Here is an 18,334-nt window from a genome sequence, read left to right as displayed (position 1 = left end):
GCGCCGCCGCCGTAACACTCGCGAAACACCGCACGCGTCGAACGGAAACGTCGCGTCCCCAGACTCTTCCCCGTACCCGAAGGATCCGGCGGTTCCCACCGCATCGGTCCGATGCAACGAGAGAGGTAACAACCACATGGATAGCGGCAACTTCGCCTGGTCCATCACAGCGACGGCACTCGTCCTGTTCATGACCCCCGGCGTCGCCTTCTTCTACGGCGGTCTTGTCAAGGCCAAGAGCGTCGTCAGCATGATGATGATGAGCTTCGGGGCCCTCGGCCTCGTGAGCGTGCTCTGGATCCTCTACGGATTCAACATGACCCTCGGTGGCGGCACCTTCGCCTTCTCGGGCAACCCGTTCGAGAACTTCGGCTTCGTGAACGGCGCGGACAGCGCGACCCTCGTGGGCGCGACGTTCGGCGCGACGTTCGCGATCATCACCGTCGCGCTCATCTCGGGCGCCATCGCCGACCGCGCGAAGTTCGGCTCGTGGCTGATCTTCGCCGGCATCTGGGCCACCTTCGTGTACTTCCCGGTCGCGGCCTGGGTGTGGGGCGACGGCTGGATCCTCAACTGGGGCGCCGAGACCGGCCTCCCGGGCGTCATCGACTACGCCGGTGGCACCGCGGTCCACATCAACGCGGGTGCCGCGGCCCTCGCGCTGGCCCTCGTGCTCGGCAAGCGCATCGGCTTCGCCAAGGGCATCCAGAAGCCGCACAACGTGCCGCTCACGCTCCTCGGCGCGTCGATCCTGTGGTTCGGCTGGTTCGGCTTCAACACCGGTGCTGAGGGCACGTTCGGCCTCCTCGGCCCCGAGAACACGGGTGCCGGCCTCATCGTCATCAACACGCTCGGTGCGACCGCTGCCGCGGTGCTCGGCTGGCTGGTCGTCGAGAAGCTCAAGGATGGCAAGGCCACCTCGGTCGGCGCCGGTTCGGGTGCCGTCGCGGGTCTCGTCGCGATCACCCCGTCGTGCGCGAACCTCGACCCGATCTGGGCCCTCGTGCTCGGTGTCGTGGCGGGTGCCCTCTGCGCCCTCGCGGTGGAGCTCAAGTTCAAGCTCGGCTTCGACGACTCGCTCGACGTGGTCGGCATCCACATGGTCGGCGGCCTCATCGGCACGCTGTACCTCGGCTTCTTCGCCATCGACACGGGCCTCGTGTTCTCGGGCGACTTCGGTCAGCTCGCGTCGCAGGCCGTCGCCGCGGTCGCCGTCATGCTCTACTCCTTCGTCGTCGCCTTCATCGTGGGCTTCGCGATCGAGAAGACGATCGGCTTCCGCATCAAGAGCGAGGACGAGCTCGCCGGCGTCGACACGGTCGTGCACGGCGAGGAGGGCTACGTCCTGGCCGACTGATCGGCATCCTCGAACCGGCGCGGGGCGCCGTCTCTCCGGAGGCGGCGCCCCGTATCGTCGTAGCGACCGACGTGCTCGACCCGGACCGGAGGCGTTGTGCCCGAACTGCTGCTCGTCTCGGCGCTCGCGTGCGCCATCATGACGGCCGGCCTCGTGCGGATGCTGCGCCCACCCCGGCGCTCGGCGGCGGTCGTGCGCGCCCTCGCCGCCGCAGCCGTCGCAGCGGCCGTCGTGGTGCCTCTCGGCGCCGTCACGGGCGCGGAGACGACGTCGTACCTGCTCGCGTCGGCTTTCGCCGCAGGACCCGTCTCCGTGCTCCTGGGCGGCGCCGCCCAGGAGGTCGCTCCGGGCCGCGGGGGAGTCGCGTGGGCACTCGTGCTGACGTGGGCCGGGATCGTCTTCCCTGTCGCGTCGGTCGTTCCGCCGCTCGTGCTCGCCGGCTGCGATGCGAGCGAGTGCCGGGCCGAGGACTTCGGCGGTGCGCTCGCCCTGCTCGTGACGTCGGCGGCCGCCGTGCTGCCCGCGTGGCGTGCGCCGTCATCCGGGGTCCGCGAGGGTTGGGCGCGTTTCGCCCTCCCGGCGCTCGTCGTGTGGCTCGCGGCGGTCGTGTGGCTCGCGAGCCTCGAGGGCGTCATCGACGCGTACACGCCGCGAATCCTGCTCGCCGCGGTCGTCGCGCCGGCCGGGGGAGCGGCCGGATGGCTGCTCGTCGATCTGCTGAAGGGCACGCCCCGGCATCCCGTCCGTTCGGCCGCCGACGGCGCCCTCGCGGGGCTCGTGGCGATCGTGCCGGGCGTCGCGGGGATATCGTTCCCCTGGTCGCTCGTCGTGGGCGTGCTCGCGGGCGCTGCTGCTGCCGTCGTCTACGGATCGCGCCGACTCTCGTCGGGCGGGCGTGCGGGCCACTGGGCCCTCGTCGTGCTCGCGTCGACGGCGATCGGCTACCTCGCACCGGCGATCACGGGCGACACGATCGGATTCGTCTTCACCGGCCGGATAGCGGCGCTGCTGCCTCCCGTGGCGGCCTTCGCATCCGCTGCGGCGCTCGGCCTCGTGCTGAGCGTGCCGAGCTGGCTGCTCGCGCGCGACGCGCGTCGAGCACCGGATGCGACAGCTCCGCGAAACGAGAAAACCCCCGGCTGACCGGGGGTTTCTTGGTGGGCGATACCAGACTCGAACTGATGACCTCTTCCGTGTGAAGGAAGCGCGCTACCAACTGCGCCAATCGCCCGCGACGACCATCCTGCCATATCCGGAGGGGCCGTTCCGCACACTCGACCGCCTCCGTAACGTGAGCGTGTCCCGGTTTTGACGTCGCGCGGGAATCGGCTACAGTCAATGACGCACACCGGAAACGGTGAGCAACGCGGATGTAGCGCAGTTGGTAGCGCATCACCTTGCCAAGGTGAGGGTCGCGAGTTCGAGTCTCGTCATCCGCTCGAGTTAGGAGTCTCACGGTCCGCTGCACTACCAAGTGCACAGACCGCACACCTGGTGGCGTGGCCGAGAGGCGAGGCAGCGGCCTGCAAAGCCGTCCACACGGGTTCGAATCCCGTCGCCACCTCACTCACCGAAACCGAAGCGCGAGCCTCGGAGACGGGCGATTGGCGCAGCGGTAGCGCGCTTCCCTGACACGGAAGAGGTCACTGGTTCGATCCCAGTATCGCCCACCACCACTTGTCTTCCTCCTGCATCTCCGTCTTGGGGCGGAGGCGTGCTCCCGGCGCCGTTCCTAGGTTGCCGGTATGAGCGAGAACGACGAGAAGCCCGAACCCCGTAGCAACGCCGGTTCGGGGCTCGCCATCGGGATCGCGATCGGCCTGGCGATCGGCGCGGGCTTCGGCGTGGCACTCGGCAACATCGGCGTCGGCATCGGCATGGGCGTCGCGATCGGTGTCGCGCTCGGGCCCGCATTCGACGGGGCTCGCAAGGGAGGCGCCGCGAACGCGGAAGGCGAGCCCGACACGGACCCCGACGCGGACGACGACCGAGGTCCGCGCGCCGACTAACCCGAGCGCTCGCGGACGCGCCGCGCGCGATCGCGCGAGCGGGTCGCGCTCTGGCGCACCATGAGGTCATGACCGTGGCCGCTCCCGCTCTCATGGGCGACGAGCCACGGGCGGCGCCCGCCGCATCCGGATTCCGCGCCCCCTACCGGCCGGAGCTCGAGGGTCTGCGCGCGGTCGCGATCCTCCTCGTCGCGGCGTCGCACCTGTGGTGGGGGCGCATCTCGGGCGGCATCGACGTCTTCCTCGTCGTCTCGGGATACCTCATCACCGTCACGCTCGTCATCCGCTGGGTGCGCACGGGCGAGGTGGGCGCGATCCGCTACCTGCGCAGCCTCGGCGCGCGCCTCATCCCGGCGGCGCTCCTCGTGCTCGGCACGATCGTCGTCGGCACGTGGATCCTGCTCGAGGCCCGGCCGTCGCTCGCCTCCGACGTGCTGCGCGGAGCCGGATGGGCGGCCCTCTTCGGCGAGAACTGGTACCTCGCGCTCGCGACCGACGGGTACCTCTCGGCCGATCGCCTGCTCAACCCCGCCGAGCACTTCTGGGCGCTCTCGATGCAGGTGCAGTTCTACCTCGTGTGGCTCGCGCTCGTCGCCGTGCTCGCGCTCGGGCTGCGCCGGGGGAGCAGCGCGACCCGACGGCTGCGCGCGGCGACGACGGCGATCGCGGCCCTCACGCTCGCCTCGTGGACCTGGAGCGTCGTCGAGACCCTCCGCGACCAGCCGATCGCCTACCTCGACACCTCCGCCCGCATCTGGGAGTTCGGGGTCGGCGCCCTGCTGGCGCTGCTCGGCGCGCGGCTCGTGCCGAACCGGCTGTGGGGCGCGGTGCTCGGATGGCTGGGGCTCGCGATGGTGGTCGGGCTCGGCTTCCTGGGGGAGTTCGATCCGTGGTTCCCGGGCATCGCATCCGTCTGGCCCGTGCTCGGCACGGCGCTCGTGCTCGTCGGCGCGAACTCGGCATCGCCCGTCGGTGCGCACCGGCTGCTGGGCTCGCGGCCCGCCGTGTGGCTCGGCGGCCTCGCCTTCGGTCTGTACCTGTGGCATTGGCCCGTCATCTCGGCCCTCGCGATCCTGCAGAACCGTCGCACCTTCACGATCGAGGAGGGCGTCACGATCGTGCTCGCCTCGCTCATCGCTGCGTGGGTCATGAAGCACGTGCTCGAGCAGCCGTGGCAGCGCTGGGGCCAGCGCACGCCGTGGGCCGCCGTGATCGCGATCGTGCTCATCGCGGCCCTCGGGGCGGGGGCGCTCGGAGCTGCGGCCATAGGACGATCTCGGACCGCATCCCTCGCGTCCCCGTCGGCGCCACCGTCGATTCCCGCCGCGCCGACGACGGGCACCGACCGCTACGTCGACGCGCCCGGCGTCTACCCCGACCTCGCCGCTCTTCGGGCGGCGCTCACGTCGTCGGCCTCATGGACGCAGCTGCCGATGGACACGGCAGCTCTCGCCGACGCGGCCACCCCTGCGTATGCAGAGTCGGGTGCGTGCGTCACGGTCGCCGGATGGGAGGCCGCGTGCGTGGTCGGCGACCCGGACGCCCCGCACTCGGCCGTCATCCTCGGGGACTCGATCGCCGCCAGTTGGCTGCCGGCCGTGCGGGATGCGCTGGGTGCGGAGTGGCGGATCGTGACTGCGACGCGCGGCGCGTGCCCCGCGGCCGATGTGCCCGCGTACACCGTCGGATCGACCGATCCAGCGTGGGCGGAAGAGTGTGCCGCCATACGCGCCGATCTCATCGCGGGGGCCGTCGCGGCCGAGCCGGAGCTCGTGCTCGTGTCGAACTCGACGCGCACGCTCGCTCGTCTCGTGAGCGGCGCGTCGGGCGATGCCGCCCGAGCCGAGTGGGAGGCCGGGATGATGCGAACCCTCTCGTCGCTCTCCCGCGGCGGCGCTCCTGTCGTCGTGGTCGGTGCTCCGCCCCTCGGGACCGAGGGCTGCGGCTCGGCCGACTTCGAGCCGGGCGGAACACGGTGCCGCGTCCCGATCAGCGACGACTGGTGGAGGCAGGCGTCGGCCGAACGAGCCGCGGCGGCAGCCGCAGACGTCCCCTACATCGATACGCGCTCGTGGGTCTGCACGCCCGCCTCCATGTGCCCCTGGAGCGTCGACGGCACCGCGATCCGCATCGACAGCCACCACCTGAGCGCGGAGTTCTCGGCCCGCCTCGCGGCGGTCATGCGCACGGCCCTCCTCAGCGTCCACCCGGACCTTCCCGACGTCGGGCGCCGAGCCTAGGTCCCCGCGGACGGAACGATCCTCCGCCAGCACTAAAGTTGGGGGAATGAGCGCGCAGACCGGCTTCGACCTGTTCCCCGACCGCGCCGTCATCGCGATCCGCGTGAACGGCGAGCTCAAGGACAAGGCCACGGCGGTCACCGAGACGGATGCCGTGGAGCCCGTCGAGGCGAGCTCGCCCGACGGCCTCGCCATCATCCGCCACTCGACGGCGCACGTGCTCGCGCAGGCGGTGCAGCGCATCAACCCCGAGGCGAAGCTCGGCATCGGCCCGCCCGTGCAGGACGGCTTCTACTACGACTTCGACGTCGCCGAGCACTTCACGCCCGACGACCTCGGCGCCATCACCAAGGAGGCCGAGCGCATCATCCGCTCCGGCCAGCGCTTCGTGCGCCGCGTCGTGAGCGAGGACGAGGCGCACGCCGAGCTCGCGAACGAGCCGTACAAGCTCGAGCTCATCGGACTCAAGGGCGGCGCCGAGTCGGGCAAGGACGGCGAGAGCGTCGAGGTCGGGGCAGGCGAGCTCACGATCTACGACAACGTCGACCGCGACGGCAACACGGTCTGGAAGGACCTCTGCCGCGGCCCCCACGTGCCCAACACGGGCGCGCTCGGCCACTTCAAGCTCATGCGCGTGGCCGCCGCCTACTGGCGCGGCTCGGAGAAGAACCCGCAACTGCAGCGCGTCTACGGCACCGCGTGGGCGAGCAAGGACGAGCTGCGCGCGTACCTCGAGCGCCTCGAGGAGGCCGCCAAGCGCGACCACCGCAAGCTCGGCAAGGAGCTCGACCTCTTCAGCTTCCCCGACGAGATCGGCTCGGGCCTCTCGGTCTGGCACCCGCGCGGCGGCGTCATCCGCATGGAGATGGAGCAGCACGCGCGCCGTCGTCACGTCGAGGCCGGCTACACCTACGTGTACACGCCGCACATCGCCAAGGAGGACCTGTTCCTCCAGTCGAACCACCTCGTGACCTACAAGGAGGGCATGTTCCCGCCCATCGTCATGGACGAGGAGCGCGACGACGAGGGCAACGTCACGAAGCAGGGCCAGGACTACTACCTGAAGCCCATGAACTGCCCGATGCACATCCTCATCTACAAGGAGCGTGCGCGCAGCTACCGCGACCTGCCCATGCGGCTCGCCGAGAACGGCACCGTGTACCGCAACGAGCTCTCGGGCGCCCTGCACGGGCTCACGCGCGTGCGCGGCTTCACCCAGGACGATTCCCACCTCTTCGTGACGCCCGAGCAGCTCGAGGACGAGGCGACCAAGGTCCTCGAGTTCGTCATCTCGATGCTGCGCGACTTCGGGCTCGACGACTTCGAGCTCGAGCTCTCGATGCGCGACGACGAGAAGTCGAAGTGGATCGGATCCGACGAGTTCTGGGAGTACTCGACGAACGCGCTCCGCAACGTCGCAAAGGCCTCGGGGCTCAAGCTCACCGAGATGCCCGGCGAGGCGGCGTTCTACGGCCCCAAGATCGACCTCAAGACGCGCGACGCGATCGGCCGCACGTGGCAGCTCTCGACCGTGCAGGTCGACCCCAACCTGCCGGAGCGCTTCGAGCTCGAGTACACCGACCGCGACGGCCAGAAGAAGCGCCCCATCATGATCCACCGGGCGCTCTTCGGCTCGATCGAGCGCTTCTTCGCGATCCTGCTCGAGCACTACGCGGGCGCGTTCCCGGTGTGGCTCTCGCCCGTGCAGGTCGTGGGTGTGCCCGTGGCCGAGGAGTTCGCCGACTACCTCGGCGACATCATCGGCCGACTGCGCGCCGAGGGCGTGCGCGCCGAGCTGGATGCGAGCGACGAGCGGATGCAGAAGAAGATCCGCACGCACACCCTCATGAAGGTGCCGTTCCAGCTCATCGCGGGCAGCCAGGACCGCGACGCCGGCACGGTCAGCTTCCGCTTCCGCGACGGCCGCCAGGACAACGGCGTGCCGGTCGACGAGGCCGTGCGCCGCATCCGCGACGCGATCGACACGCACGCGCAGGTCTGACCTCACGAGCACGTTTCCCGCGTCTGCTCGCGGGGCGCGCACTTCCCGTGCGCACAGACGCGGCATTCGTGCGTGATCCGCTCTAGCGCTGCGCTCCGAGCGGCGGCTACGGTGTCGATCGGGCGTCGCCCAGACAGGGGGGTCTACCCGCGTAAGGGGGTAGTGGCGCCGCACACCGCACCACCATCCGCGGAGGGGAAGCATGCGCTCTCGTCGATCTGTCCTCGTGTCCGTCTGCGCCGCATCGGCGCTCGTCGTGGGGGCGGTCGCCGCACCCGCGTACGCAGCCGATCCGGGGTCCGGCTTCACCGGAACGAGCGTGAGTCCGGAGGGACCACCGCAGGAGGGCGCGCGCACGAAGACCGGTCAGCTCGCCGAGAGCGACCAGGCGCTGCTCGCCCGTTCGGACGGGGCGGTCGTGCCCGTCATGATCAAGGTCGACGTCGACCCGGTCGCCTCCTACACGGGCGACCTCGACGGCTTCGCGGCGACGAGCCCGTCGGTCACGGGCAAGGAGCTCTCGCTCTCGGATGCGGCGGTGAAGAAGTACCTGGCGCACGTCGAGAGCGTGCTCGCCGAGACGCAGGCGGCGATCACCGCCGCTGTGCCGAGCGCGAAGGGCCTGGGCACGTACGCGGTGGCGTACGGCGGGCTCTCGATGACCGTCCAGGCACGTGATGCGAAGGCGATCCTGGGCGTCGAGGGCGTCGCCGCCGTGCAGGACAACGCGCTGCGCCGCCTCCCGTCGTCGGAGAGCGGGTCGCTCGCGGCATCCGTCGCGGCGGTCGGCGCGAGCGGCGCGGCGGTCGCGGCCGGCGACGGCACGATCGACAACGACGCGAGCACGTTCATCGGCGCCGACGCCGTGTGGCCCTCGCTCGGCGGCCGCGACCTCGCCGGCCAGGGCGTCATCGTCGGCGTCATCGACTCGGGCATCTGGCCCGAGCACCCGATGCTCGCCGACAACGGCATCCCGCGTCCCGACGGCGGCCCGTGGGACTGCGACTTCGGCGACGGCGGCGACCCGGCGTTCGCCTGCAACGACAAGCTTGTCGGCGCGTACGCCTTCCTCGACACCTACGCCGCGCTCAACGAGATCGGCGAGGAGGACTTCTGCTCCGGCGGCGAGTGCTCCGCGCGCGACTCCGACGGCCACGGCACGCACACGGCGACGACCGCGGCCGGCTCCTACGTCGACAGCGCGCCCGTCTTCGGCGTCGACCGCGGCCCCGTGAGCGGCATCGCACCGGGCGCATCCGTCATCGCCTACCGCGCACTCGGCCCCGGCGGCGGCTACAACTCCGACCTGCTCGCCGCCGTGCAGCAGACGATCATCGACGGCGTCGACGTCATCAACTACTCGATCAGCGGTTCCGCGTCGGTCTACACGGACCCCGTGGAGCTCGCGTTCCTCGACGCGTACGCCGCGGGCATCGCCGTGAACGCCTCGGCCGGCAACGATGGCCCGGGCGCCTCGACGGCGAACCACGCGGGACCGTGGGTCACGACGGTCGCGGCCTCGACCTACGACCGGCAGTACGCCTCGACCCTCACGCTCACCTCGAGCGACGGCGCGACGTACGCGAAGGAGGGCTCGACGCTCACGCAGGGGGTCACCGACACGCCCGTCGTGCTCGCGGCCGTCGTGCCCGGCTATACGGGCGGCGCGCGCTGCCTGGAGCCGTTCCCGGAGGGCTCGCTCAGCGGCTACGTCGTGGTCTGCGAGCGCGGTGAGAACGGCCGCGTCGAGAAGGGCTACAACGCCGCGCAGGGTGGCGCAGAGGGCATGATCCTCTACAACCCCACGGCGAGCGATGTCGAGACGGACAACCACTTCCTCCCGACGATCCACCTCGAAGGGCCGAACGACGAGCTGCTCGCGTTCCTCGCAGGTCACCCCGACATCACGGCGACGTGGGCGGAGGGGCAGGCGGCGCCCGCGCAGGGCGACGTCATGGCGGGCTTCAGCTCGCGCGGACCCATCGGCGAGTTCCTCAAGCCCGACGTGACCGCGCCGGGCGTGCAGATCCTCGCGGGTCACACGCCCGAGTCGACGGATGTCGCGACGGGCCCGCAGGGCGAGCTCTATCAGGCGATCGCGGGCACCTCGATGTCGTCGCCACACGCGGCGGGCGTCTCGGCGCTCGTCATCGCGGCGCACCCCGACTGGACGCCGGGTCAGGTCAAGTCGGCGCTCATGACCTCGTCGGTGCAGAGCGTCGTCAACGCGGACGGGAGCCCCGCGGGCGTCTTCGACCGGGGCGCGGGCAGCATCCGGGCCGACCGTGCGGTCGCACCCGTGCTGACAGTGAGCGAGACGGCCGACCGGTTCGCGGCGAGCGCCGCCGACCCGCTCAGCCGGAACGACCTCAACATCCCGAGCGTGCTCATCGACCCGCTCCCGGGCGCGGTCGTCGTCACGCGCACCGTCAAGAACGTCACCGGCTCGCCGCAGACGTTCTCGGCGAGCTCGTCGATCTCGGGTGGCGTGCAGGCGTTCGTGAGCCCCTCGTCGTTCACGCTCGCCGCGGGCTCGTCGAAGAAGCTCACGATCCTCATCACGGGCATCGGGGCGGCGGACGGATGGCACGAGGGTCAGCTGGTGCTCACGCCGCGCAGGGGCGGCAACGCCGTCGTGCTGCCGGTCGCCGTCAACGTCGGGGAGGCGTCGCTGTCGCTCGCCCAGTCGTGCGAGCCGACCGAGATCAAGCGGAACGGCACCTCGACGTGCACCGTCACGGCGTCGAGCTCGCTGCCCGTCGATGTGCAGGCCACGATCGACGTGCTCGCGAACCCCGTCCTGCACGTCACGAAGGTGACGGCCCCGGCGAAGAAGCACGCGCTCGGCGCGACGTGGAAGGGCACGCTCACCGCGGCCCTGCCGCCGACGATCGACGCGATCGACGCGGTCGACCCGGCTGAGACGGTGAGCGGCGGCTACCTGCCGCTCTCCGACTTCGGGATCGCGCCCGTGGCCGGGGTCGGCGACGAGAGCATCGTCAACTTCACGGTGCCGAGCTTCGTCTACGGCGGCGAGGTGTACGACCGCATCGGCGTCGTCTCGAACGGCTACGTCGTGATCGGCGGCGGCACGGCGGGCGACGTCGAGTACGAGCCGCCGGCATCCTTCCCGGACCCCGCGACGCCGAACAACGTCATCGCGCCGTTCTGGACGGACCTCAACCCGGCCGACGGCGGCGGCATCCGCGTGGGCACGCTCAGCGACGACACGGGCACGCAGTACCTCGTCGTCGACTGGGAGGACATCCACGCGTGGAGCGGCGGTGACGGCAACTCGTTCCAGGTCTGGATCCAGCTCGGCGCGACCGAGAACAACTGGATGACCTACGGCGGCGAGCTCACGCCCGACACCGCGTCTGGGTGGCTCGCCGGAGCCGAGAACCGCAACGGCACGAGCGGCGTGAGCCTCTCCGACGTCGACACCGAGTCCGCGTACGTCGTGCGCACGAGCCCCCCGACCGCGGGCGGTGTCGTGACCTTCGACTACACGGTCAAGGGTCTGCTGCGCGGCACGTGGTCGACCTCGGCGACGCTGCGATCGGACGCGATCGACACCGTCCCGATCGAGGTGACGAAGATCCGCGTGAAGTGACGCGGGTGCGGATGCCGGGCGTCGCCTCGAGCGCGCCCGGCATCCGCGCGCCCGGCATCCGTGCGCCGGTAGCCTGGCAGCGATGACACGCGACTACGACGGCACCGAGTACCCCCACGCCGAGCCCTCGAGCGACTTCGCCGGCATCCCCGATGGCTTCGGCCGGCTGTGGACGCCGCACCGCATCGCCTACATCGAGCAGGGCGGCGGGCCGCCGGGCGACGACTGCGTGTTCTGCACCGCTCCGACGCTGAGCGACGAGCAGGCGCTCATCGTGCACCGGGGCGAGCGCGTCTACGCGCTCCTCAACCTCTTCCCGTACAACAGCGGCCACCTGCTCGTCGTGCCGTACCGCCACATCGCGACCTACGACGAGGCCGATGACGCCGAGGTCGCCGAGATCGGCGCCATCACGCAGACGGCGATGCGCGTCATCCGTCAGACCTCGCGCGCCGACGGCTTCAACATCGGCATGAACCAGGGCGCCATCGCGGGCGCGGGCATCGCGGCGCACCTGCACCAGCACGTCGTGCCGCGCTGGGCGACGGATGCGAACTTCTTCCCGATCGTCGCGCGCACGAAGGCGCTGCCGAAGCTGCTCGGCGAGGTGCGTCAGGAGATCGCGGACGCCTGGCCGAAGTAGGCCGGGGGCTGGTTTCGACACGCGCCTGCGGCGCTACTCAACCAGCGAGCATGACCGCTGGTTGAGTAGCCCGCGGAGCGGGCGTGTCGAAACCAGCCCGCGGTGACTCACCGCAGGCGGCGCACCTCGAACTGCATGCGCGGGTTCGCGTAGAAGTCCTGCGACTCGACGAGCTTGAGCTCGCGCTCGCCCGACTCGTGGGTCGTGCGCAGCAGGTCCCACACGCTCGACGTCGTGCGCGCGAGGGCCTCGGCCGCGTCGCGCGTCGCGAGGTAGTGCGCGGTGAAGAGCGCCGCCGTGACGTCTCCCGAGCCGTTCGCCTTCATGGGGAGGAGCGGCGTCTGCACGATCCAGGCGCCGGAGTCGTCGACGACCATCATCTCGATCGTGTCGGGCTCGCGGTCGGGCCGCTCGACGCTCGTCACGAGCACCGTGCGCGGGCCCATGGCGCGCGCGAGGTCCGCGGATGCGAGGGTCGACTCGATCGTGTCGGGCTCGGTCTCGGTGAGGAAGCCGAGTTCGAACTGGTTCGGGGTGATGATGTCGGCGACGGGCACGACCCTCTCGCGCAGCAGCACGGGGATGGCGGGGGCGACGAAGCATCCGGACTTCGCGTTGCCCATGACGGGGTCGCACGCGTAGACGGCATCGGGGTTCGCGGCCTTGACGCGCGCGACGGCGTCGACGATGACGTCGCCGATGCCCTCCGATCCCTGGTAGCCGGACAGCACGGCGTCGATCGCGGGGAACGCACCGCGCTCCTCGATGCCCGTCACGACCTCCCGCACGTCCTCCGGCGGGATGAGCGGGCCGCGCCACGCGCCGTACCCGGTGTGGTTCGAGAAGTTCACCGTGTAGACGGGCAGCACCTCGACGCCGATGCGCTGGAGGGGGAAGACGGCGGCCGAGTTGCCGACGTGGCCGTAGGCGACCGCTGACTGGATCGAGAGGATCTTCACCGTCCGATGATGCCACTGCGCGTCATGTGGCCGCGTATGTCACGCGGGGCGGATCGCCCTCGCGCGCGCGGAATAGGATTCCGACCATGACCACCCCCGAACCCGGAACCGCCACCCCCGCCTCGCGCGGCACCGACCGCGTCAAGCGCGGCCTCGCCGAGATGCTCAAGGGCGGCGTCATCATGGACGTCGTCACCGCCGAGCAGGCGCGCATCGCCGAGGACGCGGGCGCCGTCGCCGTCATGGCCCTCGAGCGCGTTCCCGCCGACATCCGCGCCCAGGGCGGCGTGGCCCGCATGAGCGACCCCGACCTCATCGACGAGATCATCGCGTCGGTCTCGATCCCCGTCATGGCGAAGGCGCGCATCGGCCACTTCGTCGAGGCGCAGGTGCTGCAGGCACTCGGCGTCGACTACATCGACGAGTCGGAGGTGCTCTCGCCCGCCGACTACGTCAACCACATCGACAAGTGGCAGTTCACGACGCCGTTCGTGTGCGGCGCGACCAACCTCGGCGAGGCGCTGCGCCGCATCACCGAGGGCGCGGCCATGATCCGCTCGAAGGGCGAGGCGGGCACGGGCGACGTGTCGGAGGCGACCAAGCACATCCGCACCATCACGAGCGAGATCAACGTGCTGCGTTCGAAGACGAAGGACGAGCTCTACGTCGCGGCCAAGGAGCTGCAGGCGCCGTACGACCTCGTCGCCGAGATCGCCGAGACGGGCAAGCTCCCGGTCGTGCTGTTCACGGCGGGCGGCGTCGCGACGCCCGCGGATGCCGCGCTCATGATGCAGCTCGGCGCGGACGGCGTCTTCGTCGGCTCCGGCATCTTCAAGTCGGGCGAGCCCGCGAAGCGCGCGGCCGCGATCGTCAAGGCCACGACCTTCTTCGACGACCCGGCGGTCATCGCCGAGGCGTCGCGCGGTCTCGGCGAGGCCATGGTCGGCATCAACGTCGCCGACCTGCCCGCCCCGCACCGCCTCGCCGAACGTGGCTGGTAACCCCGGCGAGGGTCTCCGGGTCGGCGTCCTCGCCCTCCAGGGCGACGTGCGCGAGCACCTCGCGGTGCTGCGCGCCCTCGGAGCGGATGCGGTGCCCGTGCGCCGTCCGCAGGAGCTCGACGACGTCGCGGGGATCGTCCTCCCGGGCGGCGAGTCGAGCGTCATCGACAAGCTGAGCCGGATGTTCGGGGTCGCCGAGCCGCTGCGCGCGCGCATCGCCGCCGGGATGCCCGTGTACGGCACGTGCGCGGGACTCATCATGCTCGCCGACACCGTGATCGACGCGATCGCCGGGCAGCAGAGCCTCGGCGGGCTCGACGTCGTGGTGCGCCGCAACGCGTTCGGCAACCAGAACGACTCCTTCGAGACCGACCTCGACGTCCCGGAGCTCGGGGAGCCCGCCGTGCACGCGGTGTTCATCCGCGCACCGGTCGTCGAGTCGGTGGGGGAGCGCGCCCGCGTGCTCGCGGCCCTCCCGGACGGGCGGGTCGTCGCGGTCGAGCAGGGCAACCTGCTGGGAACCTCGTTCCACCCGGAGGTCACGGGCGAGCACCGCTTCCACGTCCGCTTCCTCGATCGCGTGCGCGCCGCATCCTGACGCTGTTGTGCAGGAACTCGCTGTGCGGGAACTCGCTGTTGTGCAGGAGTCCGCTGTTGTGCAGGAGTCCGCTGTTGTGCAGGAGTCCGCTGGTGTGCCTGTCGGCAGTGCCCTGAGAATCCAGGGGTGCCGGGCGCGAGTCCTGCACAACAGCTTCCGGCCTCCTGCATAACAGCGAGCGCTGCCATGCTGGGCGCATGACGCTCTACGCCGACTTCGCCCCGCGCCGTGCGCGGCAGATCATCGCCGACCTCTCCGCGGTCGTCGTCCTCGCCCTCGCGATCGTCGCGGGCGTCACGGTGCACGGCGTGATCGCCGCCTTCGGGAAGGCCTTCGGGCGACTCGAGGATGCGGGCACCGGCTTCCAGGACACGATGGGGGAGCTCGGCGAGTCGCTCAGCGGCCTGCCGCTCCTGGGCGACGGGGTGCGCGGCATCCTCGACTCCGCGGCGGGCGCGGGCGGCTCCCTCGCGGACGCCGGGCGCAACGGGCAGGCGGTCATCGAGTCGATCGCGGTGGGCGCGGGAGTCGGCGTCGCCGCGCTGCCGATCGCGATCGTGCTGCTCGTGTGGCTGCTGCCGCGGGTCCGCTTCGTGCTCCGCGCGCGCACGACCCGCGCGCTCCTCGCGCTCGAGGACGGCCACTCCCTGCTCGCGCTGCGGGCGCTCGACGACGCCACGGCGAAGGAGCTCGCCCGGATCTCGCCCCGCCCCGTGCGCGCCTGGCTGGCCCAGGACGCGGAGGTGGTGCACCGCCTCGCCGAGCTCGAGGCGCGGGACGCCGGCATCCGGCTCCCGGAGCGCCGCGCGGGAGCGCGTGCACAGCCCGCCTGAACGGGCCCGACTAGACTGGCCCCCGCATTTTCTTCGAGAGGAGCACCGTGAGCGGGCATTCCAAGTGGGCGACGACCAAGCACAAGAAGGCGGTCATCGACGCACGCCGCGCGAAGTCGTTCGCCAAGCTCATCAAGAACATCGAGGTCGCCGCGAAGCTCGGCGGCGCCGACCTCAGCGGCAACCCGACGCTGTACGACGCGGTGCAGAAGGCCAAGAAGACCTCGGTGCCGAACGACAACATCGACCGCGCCATCAAGCGCGGCGCGGGCATCTCGGGTGAGGCCATCGAGTACACGAACATCATGTACGAGGCGTACGGCCCCAACGGCGTCGCCCTCATGATCGAGTGTCTGACCGACAACAAGAATCGCGCCGCCGCCGAGGTGCGCACGGCTCTCAGCCGCAACGGCGCCACGCTCGCCGACCCCGGCTCGGTCGCCTACAACTTCAGCCGCAAGGGCGTCATCTCGATCACGAAGGCCGACGGCGTCACCGAGGACGCGATCCTCGAGGCCGTCATGGAGGCGGGCGTCGAGGACGTCGTCGACCAGGGCGGCGGTTTCGAGGTCATCACCGAGCCGAGCGATCTCGTCGCAGCGCGCACCGCCCTCCAGGAGGCCGGGCTCGACTACGACTCGGCCGAGGCCGAGTTCGTGCCGAACCTCAAGGTCGAGGTCGATGCCGAGACGGCGAAGAAGGTGTTCCGCATCATCGACGCCCTCGAGGACAGCGACGACGTGCAGAACGTGTTCAGCAACTTCGACATCCCGGCCGACGTGCAGGCCGAGCTCGACGCCGAGGACTGACATCGCCGGCCAGGCGCTGCGCGTGCTCGGGATCGACCCCGGGCTGACGCGGTGCGGCGTGGGCGTGGTCGACGTGCTGCCCGACCGCCGGGTGTCGCTCGTCTATGTGGGCGTCATCCGCACGCCCCCGGATGCCGAACTGCCCGCACGGCTGCTCGCGGTGTCCGAGGGCATCGCGGCGGCGATCGCCGAGCACCGGCCGGATGCCGTGGCGGTCGAGCGCGTGTTCGCGCAGCACAACCTGCGCACCGTCATGGGCACCGCGCAGGCGAGCGGCATCGCCGTCGCGAAGGCTGCGGAGGCGGGCCTCCAGGTCGCGCTGCACACGCCGAGCGAGGTCAAGGCGGCCATCACGGGCTACGGCTCGGCCGACAAGGCGCAGGTCGGGGCGATGGTCGCGCGGGTGCTCGGGCTCGCCGAGATCCCGAAGCCCGCGGATGCGGCCGACGCCCTCGCGCTCGCGATCTGCCACGGCTGGCGCGGGGGAGCGACCGCTCCGGATGCGGGTGCGGCGGGCGGATTGACCCCGGCGCAACGGGCGTGGCGCGACGCCGAGAAGTCCGCGGGCAAACGTAGACTCTAGAACATGATTTCGAGTGTCCGCGGCACGGTCCTGCACGTCGCGGGCGGCAGCGCCGTCATCGAGGTCGGCGGCGTCGGCATGCACGTCGCCCTCACGCCCGACCACGCGCTCTCGCTGCGCACGGGCTCGGAGGCGTTCGTGCACACGGCGCTCATCGTCCGCGAAGACGAGCTGAGCCTCTTCGGCTTCTCGACGCGCGAGCAGCTCGAGCTCTTCGACCTCCTGCGCAGCGTCTCGGGCGTCGGTCCGAAGTCCGCGCTCGGCGTGCTCGCCCAGTTGAGCCCCGAGGAGATCGCGCGCGCGGTCGCCGACGAGGACGACGCGCCCTTCCGCCGCGTCTCCGGCATCGGCCCGAAGACCGCGAAGCTCATCACGGTGTCGCTCGCCGGCAAGGTCGTCGCGCCGAGTCCCGCGCGGGCCGGAGTGCCGGTCGTCGCGCCGGATGCGGATGTCGTGGCCGCGCTCGTCGGCCTCGGCTGGCCCGAGCGCACCGCGGCCGCGGCCGTCGAGGAGCTCCTCGCCGAGCTCGGCGACACGGCGCCCACCGAGACGGCGGCGCTTCTGCGGCTCGCCCTCGGCCGGATCGGGCCCCAGCGGGCGGGGGTGCGCGCGTGAGCGACCCGATCACCGCCCCCGGCGCGGAGTCGGAGGCCGAGCTCGCGTTCGAGGGCGCCCTGCGTCCTCGCTCGCTCGCCGAGTTCGTCGGCCAGGCGAAGGCGCGCGGTCAGCTCCAGCTGCTTCTGCGCGCGGCCGAGCTCCAGCAGCGCACGCCCGACCACATCCTGCTCGCGGGCCCTCCCGGGCTCGGCAAGACGACGCTCGCGATGATCGTCGCTCACGAGGGCGCGCGCCCGCTCCGCATGTCGAGCGGCCCCGCCATCCAGCACGCGGGCGACCTCGCCGCGCTGCTCTCGAGCCTGGTCCCTGGCGAGGTGCTCTTCATCGACGAGATCCACCGGATGGCGCGCTCCGCCGAGGAGATGCTGTACCTCGCGATGGAGGACTTCCGCATCGACATCATGGTGGGCAAGGGCGCCGGTGCCACGAGCATCCCGCTCGACCTAGCGCCCTTCACCCTCGTCGGCGCGACGACGCGTTCGGGCCTGCTGCCCAACCCGCTGCGCGACCGCTTCGGCTTCACGGCGCACCTCGAGTTCTACGACGACGGCGAGCTCGACGAGGTGCTCGCACGGGCCGCGCGCCTGCTCGGGCTCGACCTCGCCCCGGATGCGCGCGCCGAGATCGCCTCGCGCAGCCGCGGCACGCCTCGCATCGCCAACCGCCTGCTGCGCCGCGTGCGGGACTACGCGCTCGTGCACGAGCGGTCCGCCGACCACGCCGCGGTGCAGGCCGCGCTCGAGCTGTACGACGTCGACCCGCTCGGCCTCGACCGCCTCGACCGCGCCGTGCTCGACGCCATCCTCACACGCTTCGACGGGGGACCGGTCGGGCTCTCGACGCTCGCCGTGTCGGTGGGCGAGGAGCCGGAGACGATCGAGTCGGTCGTCGAGCCGTTCCTCGTGCGCATCGGCATGATCAGCCGTACGCCGCGCGGTCGCGTCGCGACGCCGCGGGCCTGGGATCACCTCGGTAAGCGGCCCGCGGGCGCCGCTCGCGCGACCGCCGAGACGCTCTTCGACGATGACGTATGATTCTCGGGGACCGCGAAGCCGCGCACCCGTAGGCT

The 18,334-nt window shown here is 71.3% G+C and carries 15 protein-coding genes and 4 tRNA genes; 17 read left to right on the top strand and 2 right to left on the bottom strand.

All coding sequences use genetic code 11. From position 1 onward, the window contains the following. Positions 1-136: 136 nt before the first annotated feature. Positions 137-1,357 carry an ammonium transporter gene (locus H4J02_RS07705; RefSeq protein ID WP_187674058.1) on the top strand — a complete coding sequence of 407 codons (1,221 nt, stop codon included), beginning with the start codon at positions 137-139 and terminating at the stop codon, positions 1,355-1,357. A gap of 96 nt (positions 1,358-1,453) precedes the next feature. Further along, the gene (locus tag H4J02_RS07700; RefSeq protein WP_187674057.1) at positions 1,454-2,500 is read left to right on the top strand and encodes a hypothetical protein; all 1,047 of its coding nucleotides are present in this window, start codon (positions 1,454-1,456) and stop codon (positions 2,498-2,500) included. 12 nt (positions 2,501-2,512) lie between these two features. Here H4J02_RS07700 and H4J02_RS07695 read toward each other — a convergent pair. Beyond that, positions 2,513-2,588: transfer RNA gene (locus H4J02_RS07695), tRNA-Val, on the bottom strand. A gap of 135 nt (positions 2,589-2,723) precedes the next feature. Here H4J02_RS07695 and H4J02_RS07690 point away from each other — a divergent pair. The 8 genes from H4J02_RS07690 to H4J02_RS07655 all read left to right on the top strand — a co-directional run bounded on the left by H4J02_RS07690 (position 2,724) and on the right by H4J02_RS07655 (position 11,864). Then, positions 2,724-2,796: transfer RNA gene (locus H4J02_RS07690), tRNA-Gly, on the top strand. Between the two features lie 54 nt (positions 2,797-2,850). Further along, positions 2,851-2,921: transfer RNA gene (locus H4J02_RS07685), tRNA-Cys, on the top strand. Positions 2,922-2,955: 34 nt separating this feature from the next. Continuing rightward, a tRNA-Val gene (locus H4J02_RS07680) sits at positions 2,956-3,030 on the top strand. A gap of 72 nt (positions 3,031-3,102) precedes the next feature. Continuing rightward, positions 3,103-3,366 carry a hypothetical protein gene (locus H4J02_RS07675; protein WP_187674056.1) on the top strand — a complete coding sequence of 88 codons (264 nt, stop codon included), beginning with the start codon at positions 3,103-3,105 and terminating at the stop codon, positions 3,364-3,366. Positions 3,367-3,434: 68 nt separating this feature from the next. Next, on the top strand, positions 3,435-5,606 hold the full coding sequence (locus tag H4J02_RS07670; protein ID WP_187674055.1) for an acyltransferase family protein: 2,172 nt from the start codon (positions 3,435-3,437) through the stop codon (positions 5,604-5,606). A gap of 46 nt (positions 5,607-5,652) precedes the next feature. After that, complete coding sequence (thrS, locus tag H4J02_RS07665) at positions 5,653-7,608, top strand: threonine--tRNA ligase (protein WP_187674054.1); 1,956 nt, start codon at positions 5,653-5,655, stop codon at positions 7,606-7,608. Positions 7,609-7,834: 226 nt separating this feature from the next. Beyond that, positions 7,835-11,221 carry a S8 family serine peptidase gene (locus H4J02_RS07660; protein ID WP_187674053.1) on the top strand — a complete coding sequence of 1,129 codons (3,387 nt, stop codon included), beginning with the start codon at positions 7,835-7,837 and terminating at the stop codon, positions 11,219-11,221. An 82-nt stretch (positions 11,222-11,303) separates the two neighbouring features. Then, complete coding sequence (locus H4J02_RS07655) at positions 11,304-11,864, top strand: HIT domain-containing protein (protein ID WP_187674052.1); 561 nt, start codon at positions 11,304-11,306, stop codon at positions 11,862-11,864. 107 nt (positions 11,865-11,971) lie between these two features. On the opposite strand, the gene pdxY is transcribed toward H4J02_RS07655, so the two are convergent. Beyond that, positions 11,972-12,823, bottom strand: a complete 852-nt coding sequence (gene pdxY / locus H4J02_RS07650; protein WP_187674051.1) for a pyridoxal kinase PdxY — start codon at positions 12,821-12,823, stop codon at positions 11,972-11,974. An 86-nt stretch (positions 12,824-12,909) separates the two neighbouring features. Between pdxY and pdxS the strand changes: the two genes are divergently transcribed. The 7 genes from pdxS (at position 12,910) to ruvB (ending at position 18,299) form a co-directional block, all read left to right on the top strand. Further along, positions 12,910-13,824 (top strand): pyridoxal 5'-phosphate synthase lyase subunit PdxS, encoded by a 915-nt coding sequence (gene pdxS, locus H4J02_RS07645; protein ID WP_187674050.1) that lies wholly within the window; start codon positions 12,910-12,912, stop codon positions 13,822-13,824. Beyond that, positions 13,814-14,422, top strand: coding sequence for a pyridoxal 5'-phosphate synthase glutaminase subunit PdxT (pdxT, locus tag H4J02_RS07640; protein WP_187674049.1), 609 nt, complete (start codon positions 13,814-13,816; stop codon positions 14,420-14,422). Before pdxS ends, pdxT begins: the two co-directional genes overlap by 11 nt. A 197-nt stretch (positions 14,423-14,619) precedes the next feature. Further along, positions 14,620-15,255 (top strand): hypothetical protein, encoded by a 636-nt coding sequence (locus H4J02_RS07635; RefSeq protein ID WP_187674048.1) that lies wholly within the window; start codon positions 14,620-14,622, stop codon positions 15,253-15,255. Between the two features lie 47 nt (positions 15,256-15,302). Further along, positions 15,303-16,064, top strand: coding sequence for a YebC/PmpR family DNA-binding transcriptional regulator (locus H4J02_RS13890; RefSeq protein ID WP_222942151.1), 762 nt, complete (start codon positions 15,303-15,305; stop codon positions 16,062-16,064). Between the two features lie 22 nt (positions 16,065-16,086). Further along, the gene (ruvC, locus tag H4J02_RS07630) at positions 16,087-16,647 is read left to right on the top strand and encodes a crossover junction endodeoxyribonuclease RuvC (protein ID WP_222942150.1); all 561 of its coding nucleotides are present in this window, start codon (positions 16,087-16,089) and stop codon (positions 16,645-16,647) included. A 3-nt stretch (positions 16,648-16,650) separates the two neighbouring features. Beyond that, positions 16,651-17,262: a Holliday junction branch migration protein RuvA gene (ruvA, locus tag H4J02_RS07625; protein WP_187674046.1), complete on the top strand. Its 612-nt coding sequence runs from the start codon at positions 16,651-16,653 to the stop codon at positions 17,260-17,262. Next, positions 17,259-18,299: a Holliday junction branch migration DNA helicase RuvB gene (gene ruvB, locus H4J02_RS07620; RefSeq protein ID WP_187674045.1), complete on the top strand. Its 1,041-nt coding sequence runs from the start codon at positions 17,259-17,261 to the stop codon at positions 18,297-18,299. The genes ruvA and ruvB overlap by 4 nt, the downstream gene beginning before the upstream one ends. Positions 18,300-18,334: the final 35 nt, after the last annotated feature.

This window comes from Protaetiibacter sp. SSC-01 (assembly GCF_014483895.1).
Taxonomy (GTDB): domain Bacteria; phylum Actinomycetota; class Actinomycetes; order Actinomycetales; family Microbacteriaceae; genus Homoserinibacter.
The sequence above is the reverse complement of the archived record's forward strand: the minus strand, read 5'-3'. Positions and strand labels throughout refer to the sequence as shown.